The 18,830-nt window shown below is 53.9% G+C and carries 20 protein-coding genes, 1 other RNA gene and 1 riboswitch; of the genes, 10 read left to right on the forward strand and 11 right to left on the reverse strand.

Annotated elements, in window-relative coordinates; all coding sequences use genetic code 11:
• Nucleotides 1-222: 222 nt before the first annotated feature.
• Together EVJ26_RS06880 and rnpB are read right to left on the reverse strand one after the other, a co-directional pair.
• A complete protein-coding gene (locus EVJ26_RS06880) occupies nt 223-1,389 on the reverse strand; it encodes a THUMP domain-containing class I SAM-dependent RNA methyltransferase (protein ID WP_131470161.1) in 1,167 nt (388 codons plus the stop codon).
• A gap of 110 nt (nt 1,390-1,499) precedes the next feature.
• Nucleotides 1,500-1,867: RNase P RNA component class B (rnpB, locus tag EVJ26_RS06885), an RNA gene on the reverse strand.
• A gap of 120 nt (nt 1,868-1,987) precedes the next feature.
• On the opposite strand from rnpB, the gene EVJ26_RS06890 reads away from it, so the two are divergent.
• The gene (locus tag EVJ26_RS06890; RefSeq protein ID WP_131440798.1) at nt 1,988-2,395 is read left to right on the forward strand and encodes a hypothetical protein; all 408 of its coding nucleotides are present in this window, start codon (nt 1,988-1,990) and stop codon (nt 2,393-2,395) included.
• A gap of 60 nt (nt 2,396-2,455) precedes the next feature.
• Here EVJ26_RS06890 and EVJ26_RS06895 read toward each other — a convergent pair whose 3' ends face one another.
• Both EVJ26_RS06895 and EVJ26_RS06900 read right to left on the reverse strand, forming a co-directional pair.
• Complete coding sequence (locus tag EVJ26_RS06895) at nt 2,456-3,910, reverse strand: S8 family peptidase (protein ID WP_236635524.1); 1,455 nt, start codon at nt 3,908-3,910, stop codon at nt 2,456-2,458.
• A gap of 106 nt (nt 3,911-4,016) precedes the next feature.
• Complete coding sequence (locus tag EVJ26_RS06900; RefSeq protein WP_070327208.1) at nt 4,017-4,424, reverse strand: hypothetical protein; 408 nt, start codon at nt 4,422-4,424, stop codon at nt 4,017-4,019.
• A gap of 169 nt (nt 4,425-4,593) precedes the next feature.
• On the opposite strand from EVJ26_RS06900, the gene EVJ26_RS06905 reads away from it, so the two are divergent.
• The 5 genes from EVJ26_RS06905 to EVJ26_RS06925 all read left to right on the forward strand — a co-directional run bounded on the left by EVJ26_RS06905 (nt 4,594) and on the right by EVJ26_RS06925 (nt 9,284).
• Nucleotides 4,594-5,484: a hypothetical protein gene (locus tag EVJ26_RS06905; protein WP_131458012.1), complete on the forward strand. Its 891-nt coding sequence runs from the start codon at nt 4,594-4,596 to the stop codon at nt 5,482-5,484.
• Between the two features lie 79 nt (nt 5,485-5,563).
• The gene (locus EVJ26_RS06910) at nt 5,564-6,229 is read left to right on the forward strand and encodes a response regulator transcription factor (protein WP_131458011.1); all 666 of its coding nucleotides are present in this window, start codon (nt 5,564-5,566) and stop codon (nt 6,227-6,229) included.
• Entirely contained in the window at nt 6,226-7,581 is a 1,356-nt protein-coding gene (locus tag EVJ26_RS06915; RefSeq protein ID WP_131458010.1) for a sensor histidine kinase, read from the forward strand. The genes EVJ26_RS06910 and EVJ26_RS06915 overlap by 4 nt, the downstream gene beginning before the upstream one ends.
• A 66-nt stretch (nt 7,582-7,647) precedes the next feature.
• Entirely contained in the window at nt 7,648-8,652 is a 1,005-nt protein-coding gene (locus tag EVJ26_RS06920) for an ABC transporter permease (RefSeq protein ID WP_131458009.1), read from the forward strand.
• Nucleotides 8,649-9,284 carry an ABC transporter ATP-binding protein gene (locus tag EVJ26_RS06925; protein WP_131469444.1) on the forward strand — a complete coding sequence of 212 codons (636 nt, stop codon included), beginning with the start codon at nt 8,649-8,651 and terminating at the stop codon, nt 9,282-9,284. The genes EVJ26_RS06920 and EVJ26_RS06925 overlap by 4 nt, the downstream gene beginning before the upstream one ends.
• A 166-nt stretch (nt 9,285-9,450) precedes the next feature.
• Here EVJ26_RS06925 and EVJ26_RS06930 read toward each other — a convergent pair whose 3' ends face one another.
• On the reverse strand, nt 9,451-9,870 hold the full coding sequence (locus tag EVJ26_RS06930; protein WP_131470162.1) for a hypothetical protein: 420 nt from the start codon (nt 9,868-9,870) through the stop codon (nt 9,451-9,453).
• Between the two features lie 171 nt (nt 9,871-10,041).
• On the opposite strand from EVJ26_RS06930, the gene EVJ26_RS06935 reads away from it, so the two are divergent.
• Nucleotides 10,042-10,920, forward strand: a complete 879-nt coding sequence (locus EVJ26_RS06935) for an alpha/beta hydrolase (RefSeq protein ID WP_131458006.1) — start codon at nt 10,042-10,044, stop codon at nt 10,918-10,920.
• Here EVJ26_RS06935 and EVJ26_RS06940 read toward each other — a convergent pair.
• Nucleotides 10,898-11,596: a CPBP family intramembrane glutamic endopeptidase gene (locus EVJ26_RS06940; protein WP_131458005.1), complete on the reverse strand. Its 699-nt coding sequence runs from the start codon at nt 11,594-11,596 to the stop codon at nt 10,898-10,900. The two genes, EVJ26_RS06935 and EVJ26_RS06940, sit on opposite strands and share 23 nt — an antisense overlap.
• An 87-nt stretch (nt 11,597-11,683) precedes the next feature.
• Between EVJ26_RS06940 and EVJ26_RS06945 the strand changes: the two genes are divergently transcribed.
• Together EVJ26_RS06945 and EVJ26_RS06950 are read left to right on the forward strand one after the other, a co-directional pair.
• Nucleotides 11,684-12,367, forward strand: coding sequence for a lysozyme family protein (locus EVJ26_RS06945; protein ID WP_236633385.1), 684 nt, complete (start codon nt 11,684-11,686; stop codon nt 12,365-12,367).
• A 33-nt stretch (nt 12,368-12,400) separates the two neighbouring features.
• Complete coding sequence (locus EVJ26_RS06950; protein WP_131458004.1) at nt 12,401-12,988, forward strand: DUF1643 domain-containing protein; 588 nt, start codon at nt 12,401-12,403, stop codon at nt 12,986-12,988.
• 18 nt (nt 12,989-13,006) lie between these two features.
• Here EVJ26_RS06950 and EVJ26_RS06955 read toward each other — a convergent pair whose 3' ends face one another.
• The 5 genes from EVJ26_RS06955 to EVJ26_RS06975 form a co-directional block, all read right to left on the reverse strand.
• Complete coding sequence (locus EVJ26_RS06955; RefSeq protein ID WP_131458003.1) at nt 13,007-14,203, reverse strand: GTP-binding protein; 1,197 nt, start codon at nt 14,201-14,203, stop codon at nt 13,007-13,009.
• A gap of 335 nt (nt 14,204-14,538) precedes the next feature.
• On the reverse strand, nt 14,539-14,805 hold the full coding sequence (locus EVJ26_RS06960; protein ID WP_131458737.1) for a hypothetical protein: 267 nt from the start codon (nt 14,803-14,805) through the stop codon (nt 14,539-14,541).
• 12 nt (nt 14,806-14,817) lie between these two features.
• Entirely contained in the window at nt 14,818-15,699 is an 882-nt protein-coding gene (locus tag EVJ26_RS06965) for an SMP-30/gluconolactonase/LRE family protein (RefSeq protein WP_070327194.1), read from the reverse strand.
• A gap of 163 nt (nt 15,700-15,862) precedes the next feature.
• The gene (gene rlmN, locus EVJ26_RS06970) at nt 15,863-16,924 is read right to left on the reverse strand and encodes a dual-specificity RNA methyltransferase RlmN (RefSeq protein ID WP_131458736.1); all 1,062 of its coding nucleotides are present in this window, start codon (nt 16,922-16,924) and stop codon (nt 15,863-15,865) included.
• Nucleotides 16,925-16,993: 69 nt separating this feature from the next.
• A complete protein-coding gene (locus EVJ26_RS06975; RefSeq protein ID WP_131458735.1) occupies nt 16,994-18,388 on the reverse strand; it encodes an amidase family protein in 1,395 nt (464 codons plus the stop codon).
• A 120-nt stretch (nt 18,389-18,508) separates the two neighbouring features.
• On the opposite strand from EVJ26_RS06975, the gene EVJ26_RS14465 reads away from it, so the two are divergent.
• Entirely contained in the window at nt 18,509-18,670 is a 162-nt protein-coding gene (locus EVJ26_RS14465) for a hypothetical protein (RefSeq protein WP_173647367.1), read from the forward strand.
• 44 nt (nt 18,671-18,714) lie between these two features.
• Nucleotides 18,715-18,814, forward strand: a riboswitch (SAM riboswitch).
• The last annotated feature ends 16 nt before the right edge of the window (nt 18,815-18,830 follow it).

Below are 18,830 nucleotides of genomic sequence, written 5' to 3' on the forward strand. Positions count from 1 at the left end.
CGTCCGCTGGCGCCCCGACTCCTGCAGGAAAGCAATCCGACGGAGACCCAGCAGCGACGCGAGTCGCGATGCGGCTCCGGGATTGCCTGCGGAAAGCGTGGGCGCCGGAAGGACGAGCGATATCAATCATGTTGGTCAACAAGCTAAAAACCGCTCTAGAGAGCGGTTTTCGTGTGTCTATGACAGAAAATAAAAATTGTGCAATTCATGTGCAATGACGACTTACTTACCTTCTGGAGTCGGCTCGACAGCACGTCTCGGCGGACGCTTGCCGAAGAACTGGTAGTACTGCGTCTCGATGTTGCCGTTATACAGCTTGCGGCGTTTTGTCGCCGGGCGGCCGTAGGCTTTCTCGAAGTCTTCGTAACTCGTCAACATATAGACGCTATAACCCGGATACTTGGCATATTGCTGCCCGATCCGCTCATACAGTTCGATGATTTCGTCTTCCGTCTGCAACCGCTCACCGTAAGGCGGGTTGCCGATGATGATCCCGTAATCCTCGGTCGGCTTGAGCGCCGCCGCATCGGTGTGGACGAACGTGATCGCGTCACGGACGTCGGCGAGGTCGGCGTTGTCTTTGGCGAGTTTGACCATGCGCGGGTCGAGGTCGATGCCGTAAATCTTGAGCGGCTTGTCCCACTCGGCTTTTTCGTTCGCTTCATTGATTGCCTCGTACCAAGCTTTCTTCGGTACACATGGCCAATCTTGCGAACAGAATTCACGGTTTAATCCCGGTGCGATATTGCGACCGATGAGTGCGGCCTCGATCGCTAGCGTCCCAGAGCCTGTGAACACGTCATAGAACGGCATATCCGGCTTCCAGTTCGTCAGCTTGATCATCGCTGCGGCCATCGTCTCTTTGAGCGGTGCCTGCGAATGAAGCTCGCGGTAGCCGCGACGGTGGAGCGCGTCACCCGACGTGTCGATCGTGATCGTCGCCACGTCTTTCAAGAGTGCGACTTCAATTGGATAGATCGCACCCGTCTTCGGAAGCCATTCATCCGGTTTGTTGTAGCCGCGTTGCATCGCATCGACGATCGCTTTCTCGGTGATCTTTTGGCAGTCGCGGATTGAGAACAGCTGCGACTTGACCGAGCGGCCGTCGACGGTGAAACGGGCGTCCCACGGCATCAGCTCTGTCCAAGGCAAGTCGACGACACCGTCGAATAGTTCCGTGAACGTCGTCGCCTTGAACTCGGCGACGACGAGTTTGACGCGGTCGGCCGTTCTGAGCCAAATGTTCAAACGGGGAATATCCTCCATCTCGGCGTCGATGTAGACGCGTCCATTCTCGATTTCACACGTGTAACCGAGGTCACGTACTTCTTTAGCGACGAGCGCCTCGATGCCCATCGCTGCAGTTGCGATCAGTTTTCGTTTTGCCATATGATCCCTACTTTCCTAATTCGTAATTGTTAAGCGTAAAATGGTCAAGTAAAAAGGAGCTCAAGTAAGATTGCTTGAACTCCTTGTCAATGTAAGTTGAGACTATGCTGCCCTGTAAGCCATGTTCTGTACTCCGGTGCTCGTAGCGGTTTCCCTGGCACGATGGAGTGACAATCATCTATCTGCGCCGCTTGGCGCCTTCCGTCCCGTTCGATTCCAGTCAGGAAGTTCCCCTACCATAGTTTGGGTTTCTCGCTCGTGGGGTTTACCTCGTTCCACTCTGAACGTTTCCGAACAGACTCCGTCACTGTGGCACTTTCAAGAAGCTTGCACCGTATCCGAGGACTTAGGTGCTTCTTCTGCCGTCAACTTGCGTTGCCTACACTTATCTTTTCGTGTAGCACGATCACTACAGCCATCACAGGCTGTGCGAGCATGGACTTTCCTCAAGACTTGCGTCCCGCGATTGTCCAGACTTCATAGTCACTTAATCATTGTAGCGGATATTGCCAAATATGACAACTAAGAAGCCGAACTTGATTTTCATTGGCGTCAGCGCTAAAATAAGGCGTGTTCCATTGAACAAGGAGGGATTTTGATGCGTCAAGATGCAAAGAAAGGTTGGATCCAACGACTGACCTATGTGATCGAGATCGATGACATTAAAGCGCTCCACCCGAACAACGGCGTATTCGCCTTCTACCGTAAAAATCGACTCGTCCGAGGATTTGAGCCGTTTGACATTAAAGGACCGAATGAATTGTCTAAACGCGCTTATCACTTCGATCACCATAACTTGGCCCATTTACAGGAACGTTTTCCTGAATCGATTCCTTTATTCGACGCGTCGAAACAGACGCGACGCGTTTGGAGCGACGCCGTTCGCGTCGGTCTATGTGAAATCATCATCGACGGGAAGCTAAGTTTTGAACACATCGACGACAACGGCAACGTCTTAGAAGCGAATATCCGCTGGAGCGGTGAAGCCATCACGATCGACCAATAATGGATTGAATGAAAAACGCCCGCATCTTTCGACTCGTCTGTCGGAGATGCGGGCATTTTTTTATATCTCTTCAGTCGTGTCCGTCGTTTCTTCGACGACAGGTAATGCCGGGGCATACTTCGTCGAGACGACTTTTTCGGAGATGTCGGTCGGTTTCAAGAGGACGGTAAGGCCTTCGGCGGTACTTTTACGAACCGGAAACGTTCCCGGTATATGCAGTGCCTCATAGACGACTTGATTGTCTTTATCGAGCACGGTGACGGTCCCTTTGCGCGTCGTCGTCAGTTCGAACGTCTGCGCATCGGCCACTTTGATCGCCACGGACGGTTTGACCGGGTTCACGTACGTGAACGAACGACTGGCTGAACGTTTAAATTTCCCGTCCGTCACGACCGCGGCTAGACGGTACTGCCCGCTCGGGAGCCAGTCCCCACCGGCGAACATGGTAAAAGCCGGATTGTTTGCGGTCAACGTCTTCACTTTGCGCGTTCCCTGATAGAGGTAATAAGACGTCTTCAAGTTCGGTTTGTTCGAAAGAGCCAGCTTCGCCTCCGTCACATAACGGTTCCGTAGCGTCGCTGGTGACGTGATCGTGACCGGACGCGGCGTCGCGTCAAGCAACCGCTTCGTGTTCAGTTCGGTGTACGTCTTCCCGCTGACGCGAGGCATTTTTTGAAGCAGTCCCTCGATCTCAGCCGGTGTCAAATACGGATTGACCGACTTGACGAGCGCAAGCCCAGACGAGACCATCGGCGCCGCCATCGATGTCCCATCCATGTAGATAAAACTGTTCTTGACGCCGAGCGATAAAATGTTCACGCCCGGTGCGACGATTTTCACTTGGCTATCCATGTTGCTGAACGAGGCGACACGGCGATTCGCATCGACCGCTCCGACGGCGATGACTTCTTTCATATTGGCGGGGAAAGAAGTCTTCGCGCCGTCATTTCCAGACGAGGCGACGATGACGACACCTTTCGCCCGGGCCCGGCGGATCGAGTCGGCGAGCACTTTATCGTAATCCTGTCCCCCGAGTGACAAATTGATGATGTTCGCACCTTTGGCAACGGCCGTGTCGACGGCTTTGGCGACCGTCCACGAATCCGTGAACTCTGAGTTCTTCCCGTAGAAGACGTTATAGAAATGATAGCGGACGTTCGGTGCGAGACCGGCCATCCCAAATTTATTGTGCAGTCCCGACATGATTCCGGCCGTGTGCGTGCCGTGATAGTCGACACTGTATGGCCCTTTAATCGAATTGACGACTCGTGGTACGTTATAGAGCTCTTTATGGCTCCGGTCTGCAGATGAATCGATCAAGGCGACGACAATGTCTGACGCCCCACGGGTCGTGTTCCACGCTAAATCGGTACCGGTCTGCTTGATGTAATATTGGTTCCCGACCCGCGGCTCTGTCACAACGTACCCATGCTTCTCTAACAACACCGGCTTAGACGCACCGGCAGTCGAAGGCACGAGTAACGTCAAAGCCGTCAGTAGAAGAATTTTTTTCATCGCCTTACGCTCCATTCCAAACTTCCTAAGATTTACCCATTATCTCAAATTTTACGACGGATTTCCCTTTTTTCTTAAAAAAAGGTTGTGACATTTTTCTGACGGTTTACCAGTAGTCCGGCTCATCAGGATGTTCCATCTCAAAATCGATAATTTTACCGATCGTCAAGTACGTATAATACCGGGCCAACTCCGTCCGGTAAGGGTCCGGTGTAAAACCATCTAAATCTTCACCGAGCGGCGAACCGTCAATCGTTTCAAACTGTTGACAGAAGAATGACTCCGTCTCTTTATTCCAGACGATATTGTCACCGATATAGCCACTTCCAAAGCGGATATAGTCGATGATCGAAGGGACGATCACTTCAGCCGGGAGCCGTTCACTCATCCGTCCGACCAATTCATAGCGATCCCGGTCCACATAATCGGCTTGTTCAAGCGACGTACATTTCAACACTTCTTTATTGATTTCGATCAATACGACATAATCCCCAGACTCAATCGACAGCTTCATCTCTTCACCTCATCTCAATCTCCACTGATCCGTCTATGTTAACAACTATTCGGAATAAAATGCCGAAATCCTGTATACCTGTACAAATTTTCCAACGGCTCGATTCGCACAACATGATGAAATCTGTTTTTGTTATACTAAAGATATGAATCAAGAGAGGAAGTGCACTATGGCCAAACGCCCTTTGACCCCTCGTGAAAGCGAATTGATCGCGACCGCCCTGTTTGTCGTCGGGAGCGTCCCTTACGCCGGACATATCGACCGGCTCGAATCGCTGACACTTCGCGACATCGCAGACGACTACTTGTCCGGAAAACGTCCTGCCGCGGACGCCGTCGAGGCGCTCGACCAGTACATTTTCGTACGCCGCCATCGCTTTAAAAATGTTACCCCTCATAACTTATGGACGCTCGACGACCGGACCGAGCAGGAAGCGCTCCGTTACATCGTCAGACGTCCGGAATTGAAGAAAGGTGAGACGTTAAACAAGCAAAACTCACCGTTCACGATCGGACAAGATGTCGAATTCAAAGTCGACAAACAACTCGATCGCGGGCAATTCCGCATCTATATCGGGAAATTGAACGGGTACACGATCAAAGCCCAGTCGAAAGAAAAAGACAAGCTTAAATCCGTCAAAGGCTGGATCACCCATCTCGACCGCAAAGACCGGCTCGTTTTCGTCAATATTTCCGAGTTCGGGCGCGAACCGATTGACGCCGACATGTTGGTCCAGTTCGAGGCGATGAGCGCGGGACTGCTCGGCTGGTTCGATACGGCCACCCTGCCGACCGAAGACGAAGCGAAGACGGCCAAACAAATGATCGCCACGCTACAACGACGCGACCAGCCGTATTGGTTCACACTGACCCAAGCATTGAACCATCCTAGACCTGAACATGTGAAACGCTGGAATACGGTCGTCAACCTGCTCGTCAAAGCAAGCGCCGGTGACGCGGCCGCCGTCGAGACACTCGAAGTGAAAGAAGACAAATACTTTAAAGACGCCTTTTTACGGGCGCTGCGATCACTTCACACCGAATTGACGAAAGCGACGTGACCGTGTCTTGACAGGTGGCCTCGGGTAATCCGAAGCCACCTGTTTTCACCGTGGTCGCCATATGGAAAGGAAGAGGGATATGCACGTATTGATCGTAGAAGACGACCCGGCCATCTTGCGCCTCATTGAAGGGACGCTGCGGCAGGCCGGACATCACGTGTCGGTCGCCATGGACGGACACGCGGCTGAGCAATTGTTTTTATCGAACCCGGCCGACGCCGCCGTCATCGACATCATGTTGCCCGGGATGGACGGGCGACAGTTGTGTCATCGCTTGAAGGAGCTCGTGGACATCCCCGTCATTTTGCTGACGGCGCTCGGGGAATGGGAAGACAAACGGAGCGGGTTCGAGCATGGCGCCGATGACTACATGACAAAACCGTTCATTCCGGAAGAACTATTATTCCGGCTTCAAGCCGTGGCGAAACGGTATGAAAAAGTCGCCGCCTCATTGATCAAGGCCGGGCCGCTCACGTTAAATCTCCGGGAACATCGCCTCACCTTTAATCAAGAGACGATTCACCTGCCAAAACGCGAATTTGAGCTGTTGTATCAGCTCGCGGCCTTTCCGGGACGCGTGTTCAGTCGCGACGAGCTGATCGAGAACGTGTGGGGGTTAGAGTTTGACGGTGACGACCGGACGATCGACGTCCACATCAAACGGCTCCGTAGCCGCCTACCTGATGAGACGGTCATGATCCGAACCGTCCGGGGCATCGGCTACACGCTCGAGGTGAAGCCATGAGATCGCTCTATTCGCGAATCGTCGTGACCGTGTTCATGATTTTACTCTTGTCGGGTGCCATCGCCCTGCTCGTCAGTAACGTCGCCTATTACACATGGTGGCAGCCATCGTATAGCGCGAAGACTGAACAGATGGCAAGTTCCGCGCGCGGCTACTTTGACAATCATACCGATCAGGACGAGACCGCATTTTATTCGTTGCTCGCTCAAAGCGGCTACCAACTGTTCGTCGTCAAACCTGACGATCGCATCATGCGTTACGGTGGCACGTTCCGGGACGAGACGATCGATGACGAAACGATCGATGCGGTCCGCTCGGGCATCGCCTATGAAGGGATGCGCGATTACCCGTTCCATTTGTTTTTGCTCGGTCTGTTCGATAACGAGGTCATCAATACGTACGGCTTCAACGTCGCAGGGGCTGACGGGGATGATGCCGTCTTCCTACGTCCGGACTTAGGTGCCCAAATTCGTGAGCTTCATCTGTTCGTCGGACTATTTTTCGCCGTTCTGACCGCTTCGGCTTTCATCTTGATCGCCTTGGCGACCACGCTGCTCGTCCGGCCGCTTAAAATCCTCACGGCTGCGACGAGCTCTGTCGCCTCCGGAGAGCGCCCGAGCTCGCTCCCGCTCAATCGTCATGATGAGATCGGTACGCTCGCACGTCGTTTCGCCCACATGGTCGATTCACTCGAAAAGTCAGAAGGTGAACGTCGACGATTCGTCTCGAACGTATCGCACGAATTCCAATCACCGCTCACTTCACTCACAGGCTATGCGAATATTCTGGCCGATCAGTCCACAGGCGAGGCGAAAGAATATGCGACGATCATCCGGAATGAGACGGAACGTCTGTCAGGGTTGACCAAACAGCTGTTGATGCTCGCCCGTCTAGATGAGGCCAACGTGTCTCTCCAGACCGAGGTCGCGATTAGCCGCTCCATCGAAGACGTGATTCGCATGCACGCGTTCGAACTCGATCAAAAAGGAGTCGCCGTCACGACGGATCTCGATGCGTCGCTCGTCGTCACAGGCGACCCCGTCTTGTTGTCGCAAGTTTGGTCCAACTTGTTGTCCAATGCGATTCATGCCTCACATGAGGGCGGGATGATCACGATCCGGGCCTACGAGGAGACACGTCCGACCGTCTCGATCCAAGACGAAGGTGTCGGCATGGACGATGCGACAAAGGCTCGCTTGTTCGAACGCTTCTATAAAGCCGATCTGTCCCGGACGAGTCGCGGCACCGGACTCGGGCTCGCGATCGCGAATGACATCGTCCGCTTGCACGGCGGGGAGCTCCTCGTCACTTCAGAGCTCGGGCGTGGCAGCGTCTTTATCGTTCGCTTGTAGGTTTGTTCATATTCCGTTCATGTTCGTCAGCTATGCTTCCTTCATCGACATGAAGGAGGTTTTTTTATGGAGTTAGGACTGAAAGAAATGTGGCGTCAAAAACGGAGGTTCTCGCTCATTTTTGTGATCACGCTGCTCATCGTCTTGTTGACGACGCTGATCACCGGACTCGCCGATGGGCTCGCTTACGATAACGGTGCGACCGTACGTGAACTTGATACAGACACGTTTCACTTGTCCGCTGACGCGGAAGGTCAATTGACGCGATCGTTCATCGAACAAGCGCCAACGGACGGTTTGACACCCCTTGCCGTCAAACCGCTCACGTTCGTGAACGAGACGAAAGTCGATGCGACCGTTTTCGCCTTGCCGGCCGATTCGTCGGTTGGACCGTCACTCGACCTCGCCGTCGGGGAAGTGCTCGTCGACCCGAGTTTTCTTGAGACATTTGTCGTTGGAGATACGGTCGAAGATTTCACGAGTGGGTATCGCTTCACCATCGCCGGCGTGACGGATGGACGGTTCAGCCACGCCCCGGTCGTCTGGACGACGATGGAGACATGGGCCGCCTATCAACAGGCGGCCGGTGGTCCGACTTACGTGTCTGCTTTACTTGGAGAAGGCGACACGTCCCTCTCCGCGTACACGAAACAAGAAATCATCGAGTCCGTTCCTGGCTATTCGGCCGAACAAGGCACGTTCGATATGATGCGCGGTTTTCTATTAGTAATCGGCGCATTCATCTTGACAGCATTCTTCTATATGGTGACGCTACAAAAGTTGCCAGAGCTCGGGATTTTAAAAGCAATCGGCATTCGGACACGTTCGATCGGCACAGCGCTAGTCAGCCAAGTGTTCGTCACCGTCGTCTTTGCGAGCGGCGTCGCGTCATTGATCACATGGCTGTCGACACGTATCGTCCCAGAAGCGATTCCATTTCAATTTGAGCTTGCGAACGTGATGCTCTTTAGCGCACTCTTCGTCCTCATCTCGCTCCTTGGGACGATCTTGCCACTACAAACACTACGCCGGCTCGACGCAGCTGACGCCTTAGGAGGTCGAATGACATGAAACTGACTGGCATTCATCACGCATATGAACAACCGATTTTGTCTGGGATCGACTTGACCGTCTCTCCTGGTGAGTGCATCGGGATCGTCGGACCGAGCGGTAGCGGGAAGAGTACGCTCCTGCAAATTCTCGGGTTATTGAAACAGCCGGATGCCGGGGCACTCTATCTCGATACGGTCGATGTATTTACACTCGACGAAGAAGCGAGACGGAAGTTACGCCTCAATGAGATCGGGTTCGTCTTTCAAGACGCCCACCTCGTCCCGTATTTGACGGTCATTGAACAACTTGCACTCATTCAGGCGGAAAGTGACACAGACGGCGACGCGAAACAGCTGTTGACAGATTTCGGACTCGGCCATCGATTGAACGAGTTGCCGAATCGTCTCTCCGGCGGCGAACGGCAACGGGTCGCTGTGGCCCGCGCGCTCATCAATGACCCGTTGCTCCTGTTGGCTGATGAACCGACAGCAAGTCTCGATTATACGAACGGCCGCCTCGTTATGGAGCGTCTCGCCGCAGCGGCGCATGAACGGAACAAACGAGTGATCGTCATCACCCACGATGAGCGCATGCTTGATGTGTGCGACCGGGTGCTCCGTCTACGAGACGGTCAGCTCGAAACGCTGTAACATGCTCGCACACTAACGGCTTAATCGGGGGCGCTAGCATGGGGAATCCCCGCTTCTGATCGGGGAGATTGAAAAACTTTAACTGATTATGAGAAGAGGAGCGCCGACCCGGAAGGGATGACGCTCCTCTTCTTTCAGTATCTATGACCGCGTGTTGAAGTGTTCATCAACCCACCCGATGCTTTTCCGGATGACGGATGAGGTCGAGATGATAGGACAACCAGGCGCTGAACGTGATGTGAACGGATAACGTACGCATCACATCGGTGTCAATCTGTTGAATCTTCAGGAGCCTCTCTTCGATATGGTGTGAGACGAGGAAGACGTCGGATAACGCCAGGAGCGCCCGCATCGCCTCATCTGGTTTGACGCCTGCGGTTACCGCGAGCGTATGTAGCGACAGATGAATGCTGCGAGTTGTCCCGGTCAAGTAACATTCGATCAACGCATCGAGCACAGGCGACAAATGTGTGGTCTCGTGCGTCCCCCGGTGATAGATGCTGATCCCCTCTTCGGTCACGTAATCCGTCCGCCCCATTAAACAAGCTTGAATCATCCGATACATCGCTTCACGCGTCACGTCCATCCGCCTCCTTCGTTTCTGCCGTTTCAGCATAATGTCAAACGACTCACGGGGCAAATATCCTTGTTCACACTTCCATAGACAATTCGGTCACATATGCTCGGACATTAGTAACTCGAACGTGAACGAAACGATTCGTTTCGGGTACAATAATGGAGAAGGGAGCGGTTTTATATGCAGAAAAAATGGAAGTACGGTCTCGCGACTTTGTTCACAGGCTATTACGCCGTCAGTTATTACGCGTTCAAGCGGATGACTCGCGGAAAACGTAAGACGCCCGAGATGCTCTTAGCACCCTATACGAAAGAAGATCAATCCTTTTATCACGACGTGCCGTTCGAGCACGTCTCCCTCCGTTCCCGTGACGGCTACCGTCTGTATGGCCGGGTCTATCGGAACAATAATCATAAAAAGTGGGTTGTTTTTGTCCACGGTTATACGGCCTCCCACAGCTTTATGGCACCGCACTTGGCGATGTTCCACCGGCTCGGCTATAACTTGCTTGCGGTCGACTTGCGCTCACACGGAGAGTCGGAAGGGGTGTACGCCTCGTACGGATACCACGAGAAACATGACATCGTCGACTGGGTCGAGTGGTTACGTGACCATGAGACGGTCGATCAAGTCGGGCTCCACGGCGTATCGATGGGTGCCGCGACGATTCTTCAGGCCGGCCCGCTCACTGATGTGGATTTTTTGATTGCCGAGTGCCCGTTCGATGACATGAGGCAACTCATGCGCTACCAATTGAACGTGCTGCATCGCTTACCGGGTGACTTGTTGTTGCCCGGTATCGATTACTTCTTGTGGAGTCGGGCCCGGTTCACGATGCGGCAAGTCCGACCAAAAGCAGCGCTCGCATCAATCACTGCACCGGTGCTGTTCATCCATGGCACGAAAGACGACTTTGTCCCGACCTGGATGTCCGTCGAGATGAACGCACTCAACCGTCAGAACGCGCTCGCACTCATTCACGGTGCCGAGCATACGAATTGCATCTTAAAAGACCAACCTGCCTACGAGAACGCTGTCAGTCAGTTTTTGCGTCGGTGACGTGAATCGGCCCGGCGATCAAGTCGAGCAACGTATGGATGAGGATCAGCGGCCACAACATTCCCATCGCCAAATATAAATAGCCGAACAGGAAACCGACAAGGCCCGTCGTGACAACCCCTTTCGGACCCTGGTACGCATGGGCCAGACCGAACAGCCCGCCCCCGATGATGGCGAGCGTCGCATCCGGGACGTCCGTGTATAAAGAAATCGTATACAAGAGGACGCCGCGGAATATGAACTCTTCGGTCGCCCCGGCCGTGAACGATACTGCGCCCCACGCCCTCGCTTCGTCGGTCGTGCGCGGAAGGAGCAACCGTTCAATCTCAAGCCCGTAAAACGGCCGAAGCTTTGTCCGTAACGCGGCCGACGTCTTGACGAGCAAATAGAACGCGATGAGACCTGAGATGACTATGGTCGAAAAGAAGAAATACTGCCAGGCGCGCCCGTCCCCATCCGGCGGCGCGAACCCGAGACCGACCGCTTCCGGCGGGACTTGGAACAAGAAGACGAGCGCTAGTAAGAGCAGGCTCAGCCCCCATGCCGACTTGATCGTCTCTTCATAGACACGGGTTCTCCCGAGCGCCTCGATCATCGGCTTCACGAGCCGGGCGTTGAATAGTTGTACGATCAATAAATACGCAAGAATAATCGTAAAGACGACCTGTTCAAGCATCTATATCCTCTCCTGTCCTTCCTGTTAGCTATATGCTACACTATTCGGGTATTGTCTAGAAAGCTAGGAGGCGGAATCTTGAAACGAATGATGCTGCGACTGACCGGCGTAATGCTTGTGATCGTGCTGTGCCTCGGCGCAATCGGCTGGTTTGGTCAACATGATAAAGTGAACAACGCCCTCTACCGGGCCTATTACGGTGACCACGGTATCCCGGCGGTCCACCAAGACGTCTACAAGGAAGCCGCGGCCACCTATGACGTCGATTGGCGGCTACTCGCCGCCGTCCACCGTGTCGAGACGATCTTCTCGCACAGTTCATCGATGCGCTCTTCGGTCGGCGCGATCGGACCGTTCCAATTTATGCCGCGGACGTGGCTCGGTTGGCAGTACGATACGGATGACCAAAAAGGTGATGTCCCGGAAGACGAAGTCGATTTGACCGACTTGACGCTGATTGAGCAGTACGGCGGCTTAGGCCGAGACGGGGATGATGACGGCAAGGCCGACCCTCATAGTTTGGTCGACTCGGCCCATGCCGCCGCTTACTATTTGAGCGAGCACGGCGGGCAGACGACTGATTCGGTCGACTCGATTCAAAACGCCATCTTTGAATACAACCGGAGTGACCAGTACGTGTCAGACGTCATGTCCTTTTATGAGCAGTACCAGGACGAGCTGTCGTTACTGCCTGGTGACGCGACGACGACAACGCAGCAGGTCGCCCGGTATACGATCCGGTATCTCGATTGGTTCGCAGGCTGGGCATGACCCGGCACTATTTGGTTAAAGTGAGGAAACAACATGAACACGCATATCGAGGAAGTGACGATTCGAGTCAAATCGATATTTAACGAAGACAAGACAAAGCGTTACATGCGAACGTATGAATTCACCGATGTCGTCGATGGGGTAATTTGTGCCGTCATCATCTATTCTCCACGGATGAGCGATGCGTTCTTATCAGGTACGACATCTCAACGTGCCTACATGCTCATGCGGAACCATTTGGACAAACCGATCCGCGAGATGCGCGTCATCAGTCTCGTCCCGACGCTCGCCATCAATGACAACCTACCCTACGTCGAGTCCCAACTCGACGAAGTGAATTTTCATTACGTGGAAGAGACGCTCGACGAGGTCGAGACGAGCGGCGGCATGATCATCGTCGGTTGGGGCTCACCCGGACGCCTCATGCACCATTCCACACTGTACAAGACGTTATTCGCCGAGCATGAGGCGAGCATGTATTGTATCGGTACGACGTCAAAAGGCGAACCGCAACAAATTCGCATGGCCAACGAAAATACGATACTCGAAGCGTTCAATAACGAATCGATCAAACCGAAATTTAAGATCTTGAAAGAGACAAAACAGGACGACTCGAAATGAGTCGTCCTGTTTTGTCTCTTATTCGTATGTCCGTACCGCGTCATATCCCGGCAAGTTGTCCGAGAGCGTCGACCAATCTGACGCCATCTCCTCATCCGACAGCAGACAACGGTCGAGTTCACGCTCGACAGGCTCACGGTCCATCCGCTGACCGATTAACACGAGCTCGGTCTGTCGATCCCCATACGGCTCGATGTAATCCGTCTCGAGCTCTGGTTCGGCGGCAAACATCTGCTGTCGCTCTACTTCCGGGAGTGTCGCCAACCAGCGGCCGGCGTGTTCGAGCGTCGACGCGTACCCCGCTTGTGAGAACAAGCAGGCGATGTCGCTCCGAGAAGCGATCCATAAAAACCCTTTGGCCCGGACGATTTCTTCCGGGAACTGTTCGATCCACGCGAGCAACCGCTCGGGATGGAACGGACGGCGGCGGCGATAGACGAATGAACTGATGCCGTATTCTTCGGTTTCAGGGGTATGGTCGTCTGTCTCGAGCTCTTGGATCCATCCGGCGGCGTGCATCGCCTGGTCAAAGTCGAACAGGTTCACGTTTAAAATGTCAGACAAACTCACGTTGCCGTATGTGCTTGTCAGTAACCTCGCTGCTGGGTTTAGCGCACGAAGCAGACCCGCAATCTCATTCAGTTCGGCTTCCGTGACCCGGTCCGCCTTGTTGAGGACGATGATGTCGGCAAACTCGACTTGGTCGACGAGTAGATCGACGACTTCACGGACGTCATCCGTGCCGACAGCCTGTTTACGTTCATGCAGCGATTCGCCCGAATTGAAATCTTTTAAAAATCGATATGCGTCGACGACCGTCACCATCGCGTCAACATACACCCGGCTCGTCAAGTCGATACCCAAGGCTTCATCCGCATATGTAAACGTCTGCGCGACCGGGATCGGTTCTGAGATGCCTGACGACTCGATGATGATGCCGTCGAGCTGTCGGTCAGTCGCGATCTCGCTGACCGCCTCGAGTAAATCTTCTCGCAACGTGCAGCAGATGCAACCGTTAGACAGCTCCACCAACTTCTCGTCCGTCCGCGAAAAGCCCGCCCCTTCAATCAATCGCTCATCGATGTTCAGTTCACTCATATCGTTCACGATGACGGCATATTTTTTACCGTCCCGATTGTTCAACATATGATTGAGCAACGTCGTCTTGCCACTTCCCAAATATCCGGACAAGACTGTGATCGGAATTCGTTTCATGATGTATACCACCTTTAAATCGTAATCATTACTTTTTAGATAATGAACGGGATCACGTCCGTTGTCAACAAAAATACACGCTCAAAAGGAGCGTGTTTTCTTGTTGACTAACATGATTGTTATCGCTCGTCCTTCCGGCGCCCATGCTTTCCGCAGGCAATCCCGGAGCCGCATCGCGACTCGCGTCGCTGCTGGGTCTCCGTTGGATTGCTTTCCTGCGGGAGTCGGGGCGCCATCGAACGAGCAACGCAAACGGTCGCCATCTAGCGGCCATATGTCTTTTTCTGAGGCCTCGACGGCCGAAGAAAAAGCTCTGGATATGTTCTTCGTACCGGTTATTCTTCTAACGCTTTCCGTTCTGCCTCAGAGCGAGGATACGTGTTCGCTTGCCAATCGGCCCGGTAAATCGAATCAAGTTGCGTCAATCCGACCTCGTCATCATCCTTATCGGCATCCACACTCGGCGTCTCGTCCCACTTTGGTTCAAGATACGTATGGTCTTCTTTCCGGGCCCGGTCGTCCAATATCTTTTGAATCCCGACCCGAGCCACCGCCGCTAGTGCCAATCCGATTCCCGCTCGCACGAGCAATCGCTTCACCATAGCCTTCCCTCCTTAACGACCAAACCGATAAAGTGGCATCCCTTTCACGTCCGTATCGATCTTGAAGACCGAACCCGCATCCGGATGAGCGGCGAGCGCCTCGTCGTCCATGCCTTCCCGTGCCGTCGTGATTGCCAATTGTTTTAAGTCATCCCCGATAAAACTACACGACGTGACGTTCGGCGCCGGGACGATGACTTCAAGCACTTTTTCACCCGTCTCCGGATTCCACCGCGTGACGCGCCCGCCTGCAAAGTGGGCAATCCATAAAAAGCCGTCTTCATCCGACGTCATGCCGTCCGGGAACCCGTCCTCATTCTTGAAATCAATGACGACCTCACCTTCCCCGAGCGTGCCCGTTTTCAAATCGAACGGGAACTTGCGAACCGTCTCGGTCGGCGTATCGATATGGTAAAACGACGTATGGTCAGGTGACCACGTCAACCCGTTCGATAACGTCAATCCGCTCAACATGACCTCGGTCGTGCCGTCGCGGTTCAAGCGGAACAACGTCGCCTGCTCAGACTCGTCTTTTAAGTGGAGCGTCCCGGCGAAGACACGACCGTACGGGTCGGCTTTCCCATCGTTGAAGCGAAGGACACCTTCCGGGTCATCAAGTTCGACGAGTTTATCGAGTTGTTTCGACGTTTCATCCCACTCATAGATACCATCCTTCAATCCGACGATCACGCCGTCGGTCACTTTAGGGACGACAAACCCGACCTGCTGTCCCATATCAAACGAAGATAATTCATCTTCTTTCTCATCGTACCACCAGAGCGCGTGCCCTTCGATATCGACCCAGTAGAACCGCTTCAGTTCAGCGTCCCAGCAAGGCCCTTCCCCGAGCGTGTTTCTGACTCGAATCCATAACGTAGCGTTTACTGTCTCCATTGAATTGCCTCCACTCTCTGCTTTGATATCAAAAGACTATTCCCTGAGGGGGTAAGGACTATTCATCATTCACAAAAATGTTTAAAGATATTTCTCGTTTGACGCATTATACGCCCGGGCACGATAAAAGCGCTCCGAATCGGTTTCGATTCGGAGCGCTCGTTTATTTGGCGCCTTCGACGTTCATTTGTTTACTGCGTAATTGACCGCATGCCGCATCGATATCGGTCCCGTGCTCGAGACGCACGCCCGTATTGATGCCCCGTTTTTTCAAGACGTCGTAAAACGCCATGATGTCCTCGGTCGTACTCCGTTCGTACTGGATGTGCTCGTTGACCGGGTTGTATGGGATCAAGTTGACGTAAGACTTGTCTTTGATGTCATTGATCAACGCCGCGAGTTCTTCGGCATGTTCTGGCAAGTCGTTCACTTTCGAGAGCAAGATGTACTCGAACGTGATCCGTTTATTCGTCTTCTCGACGTAGTAACGGATCGCCGGCATCAGTTTATCGAGCGGGAACGCCCGGTTGATCTTCATGATTCTCGTCCGCAGCGCATCGTTTGGCGCGTGCAGCGAGAGGGCCAAGTTGATGCGCAGGTCAAGGTCCGCGAACTTGTAGATCTTGTCGGCGAGCCCACTCGTCGAGACGTTGATTTTACGAGGAGCGATCGCGAGACCGCGCTCGTCTTTGACGACACGGAGGAAGTCGACCAAGTTATCAAAGTTATCGAACGGCTCCCCGATTCCCATGACGACGATGTGGCTGACGCGGTCATCTTCACCGACCTCGTCTAAATAGTGTTGGACGGTCATGATCTGTTCGACGACCTCGCCGGCCGTCAAGTCGCGTGTTTTCTTCAAGAGGCCGCTCGCACAGAAACTACAGCCGATGTTGCACCCGACTTGTGTCGTCACACAGACGGAACGTCCATACTTATGGCGCATGAGCACCGTTTCGATATAATGCCCGTCGTGCAGTTTAAGTAAGAATTTGACCGTGCCGTCACCCGCTTCTTGTTTGACGAACAGTTCTTGTGTCGTCAGCGCATAGTTCGCCTCAAGCTGTTCGCGCACTTCGGGACGAACCGCGATCTCGTCGAGCCGTCTGACACGGTCGATGTAAAGCGAGTCCCATATTTGTCTGGCGTGGTAGGCACTGTATCCCCAAGATACGCAAGCGTCCGACAGCTGATCAAATGTCAGCCCATATATAGATGATTTCATTGTAATCTGTCCTTTCTTCAATCCGCATACGTACCATTGTAGCGGACGTGAGCGACAGGTGCAACGTTCTTACATAGGCGGGATCGGACGCGTCACGTGGCGTTCGAACGCGTAGGCGATGCGGATGAGGTCTCGTTCCGCATAGCTCGTACCCGTGAATGACAGCCCGAAAGGTGCCCCGCTCTGTTTGAGCTTGTATGGGATCGTGACCGTCGGGTGCCCTGCCTTCGCCGCCATATCGTAATTCAAGTCGTGTGGCAACGCCAGGGCGTGAAGCGTTTGTTCCATCAATAAACGATCGAGGCCGTCCGTTTTCGCGTGCCGGACGTCGGCTAAGCGTCGCTCTAGGTAGCTCGACTCGGTCAAACGCCCTAATAACTGATTCGCTTTCTCGAACGTAACTTGTCCATGCGGGATCGTTTCCGGGTGACGCTTGTTCCAGTCCATCAAGTCCTTGAGCGTTTCATATGGGAGCGCTGTCGTCGCCAAATACGCCTCAATCCCGAGCTTGAACTCATGGTAGAGGACGTCGCCTTGGTCAAGTCCGTCGTTTGACGGCAGGTCGACTTCGACGAGCTCGACCCCGCTCGCTTTGAGTAACGCCAGCGCTTCTTGATAGAGCGTCTGTTCTTCATCCGACAGTTCCGCCTTCACGAAACCGACGCGCATGCCGACGGCTTGACGCTCGTCGAGACACGTCCGGTACGGTGGACCGGCCGGCAGATGTGTCGTCGCCGGGTCCGAGTCGTCTTCCCCGCACATCGCTTCTAGTGCGAGCACCGCGTCGCGGAGCGTCCGCGCCATCGGACCGGCCGTATCTTGCGACCGCGAAATCGGGATAATCCCACTCCGGCTGATGAGCCCGACCGTCGGTTTGATGCCGACGATGCCGTTATGGACGCTCGGATGGATGATCGACCCGCTCGTCTCGCTGCCGACGGCGAGCATCGTCAAGTTCGCCGCAACGGCAGCCGCCGAGCCAGAGCTCGAACCGCCGACGTCGAGATTGTCACCATACGGATTGAGCGTCTGGCCACCGACCCCGCTCCATCCGTTCGGCATGTCCTCCGTCAAAAAATTGGCCCATTCCGATAAGTTGGTTTTGCCGAGAATGACCGCCCCATGCTCACGGAGGCGGCGGACGAGTTCAGCGTCACGACCCGCAAAGTGATGCTCGAGCGCCACGGCGCCGGCAGTCGTCCTCATGAGTCCCGCCGTCTCGATGTTGTCCTTGAGTAAAACGGGAATACCGAGGAGTGGCAGCCGGTCTCCGCGTCGGTAGGCACGGTCGGCCGCCTCCGCCTCGAACAACGCGTCCGGGTTCACTTGGATGACCGCTTTCAGTTTATCGTTCAAGCTAGCGATCCGTGTCAAATAGTAGGCCGTCACGTCCCGGGCCGTGAACGTCCCTTCTTTATAGCCGCACTGTGCGGTCTCGATGTCTAGTTCAAATAAGTCTTGCATCCAATTCCCTCCTTATAGGCAATGTTATTCGGTATTCGCTGAATGCATCGAATCCCCTTCTTTTTATCGCCATTGGATGTGCAACTTGATACACTAGAAGAAACGTTATTGGAGGTAGCCATGTCCCGCTCTTACATCCTTGTTTTACTGTCCGTGTTCGCCCTGTTCTTTCTACAATTGTTCGGGGATGATTTGCCGTGGGCATTCCCTGCGTCCATCGCCCTCATTATCTTGATTGTTGGTGCCACGCTATTTCAACTTCGGCGCACACCAAATCGTTGACGTTTAAACGAGACAGATGATATGATGCTGTCACCAACTACATATCGATATCTTGAGTGAACGAGAGACCTGGCTCTATGACTTCACAGCAACCTGCTTCGGCAAGGTGCTACTTCCAGCAAGGCATCGCCTTGGACGATATGACAAAACGCTCATGTCG

Origin of the sequence: Exiguobacterium sp. SH3S1 (assembly GCF_004337105.1) — a bacterium.
In the GTDB taxonomy this organism is placed as follows: Bacteria; Bacillota; Bacilli; order Exiguobacteriales; family Exiguobacteriaceae; genus Exiguobacterium; species Exiguobacterium aurantiacum_A.

Excerpts from the sequence above, each read along its gene's own strand:
- EVJ26_RS06880 (WP_131470161.1), bottom strand. The coding sequence starts at position 1,389 with ATGGCAAAACGAAAACTGATCGCAACTGCAGCGATGGGCATCGAGGCG.
- EVJ26_RS06890 (WP_131440798.1), top strand. The coding sequence starts at position 1,988 with ATGCGTCAAGATGCAAAGAAAGGTTGGATCCAACGACTGACCTATGTG.
- EVJ26_RS06895 (WP_236635524.1), bottom strand. The coding sequence starts at position 3,910 with ATGAAAAAAATTCTTCTACTGACGGCTTTGACGTTACTCGTGCCTTCG.
- EVJ26_RS06900 (WP_070327208.1), bottom strand. The coding sequence starts at position 4,424 with ATGAAGCTGTCGATTGAGTCTGGGGATTATGTCGTATTGATCGAAATC.
- EVJ26_RS06905 (WP_131458012.1), top strand. The coding sequence starts at position 4,594 with ATGGCCAAACGCCCTTTGACCCCTCGTGAAAGCGAATTGATCGCGACC.
- EVJ26_RS06910 (WP_131458011.1), top strand. The coding sequence starts at position 5,564 with ATGCACGTATTGATCGTAGAAGACGACCCGGCCATCTTGCGCCTCATT.
- EVJ26_RS06915 (WP_131458010.1), top strand. The coding sequence starts at position 6,226 with ATGAGATCGCTCTATTCGCGAATCGTCGTGACCGTGTTCATGATTTTA.
- EVJ26_RS06920 (WP_131458009.1), top strand. The coding sequence starts at position 7,648 with ATGGAGTTAGGACTGAAAGAAATGTGGCGTCAAAAACGGAGGTTCTCG.
- EVJ26_RS06925 (WP_131469444.1), top strand. The coding sequence starts at position 8,649 with ATGAAACTGACTGGCATTCATCACGCATATGAACAACCGATTTTGTCT.
- EVJ26_RS06930 (WP_131470162.1), bottom strand. The coding sequence starts at position 9,870 with ATGGACGTGACGCGTGAAGCGATGTATCGGATGATTCAAGCTTGTTTA.
- EVJ26_RS06935 (WP_131458006.1), top strand. The coding sequence starts at position 10,042 with ATGCAGAAAAAATGGAAGTACGGTCTCGCGACTTTGTTCACAGGCTAT.
- EVJ26_RS06940 (WP_131458005.1), bottom strand. The coding sequence starts at position 11,596 with ATGCTTGAACAGGTCGTCTTTACGATTATTCTTGCGTATTTATTGATC.
- EVJ26_RS06945 (WP_236633385.1), top strand. The coding sequence starts at position 11,684 with ATGATGCTGCGACTGACCGGCGTAATGCTTGTGATCGTGCTGTGCCTC.
- EVJ26_RS06950 (WP_131458004.1), top strand. The coding sequence starts at position 12,401 with ATGAACACGCATATCGAGGAAGTGACGATTCGAGTCAAATCGATATTT.
- EVJ26_RS06955 (WP_131458003.1), bottom strand. The coding sequence starts at position 14,203 with ATGAAACGAATTCCGATCACAGTCTTGTCCGGATATTTGGGAAGTGGC.
- EVJ26_RS06960 (WP_131458737.1), bottom strand. The coding sequence starts at position 14,805 with ATGGTGAAGCGATTGCTCGTGCGAGCGGGAATCGGATTGGCACTAGCG.
- EVJ26_RS06965 (WP_070327194.1), bottom strand. The coding sequence starts at position 15,699 with ATGGAGACAGTAAACGCTACGTTATGGATTCGAGTCAGAAACACGCTC.
- rlmN (WP_131458736.1), bottom strand. The coding sequence starts at position 16,924 with ATGAAATCATCTATATATGGGCTGACATTTGATCAGCTGTCGGACGCT.
- EVJ26_RS06975 (WP_131458735.1), bottom strand. The coding sequence starts at position 18,388 with ATGCAAGACTTATTTGAACTAGACATCGAGACCGCACAGTGCGGCTAT.
- EVJ26_RS14465 (WP_173647367.1), top strand. The coding sequence starts at position 18,509 with ATGTCCCGCTCTTACATCCTTGTTTTACTGTCCGTGTTCGCCCTGTTC.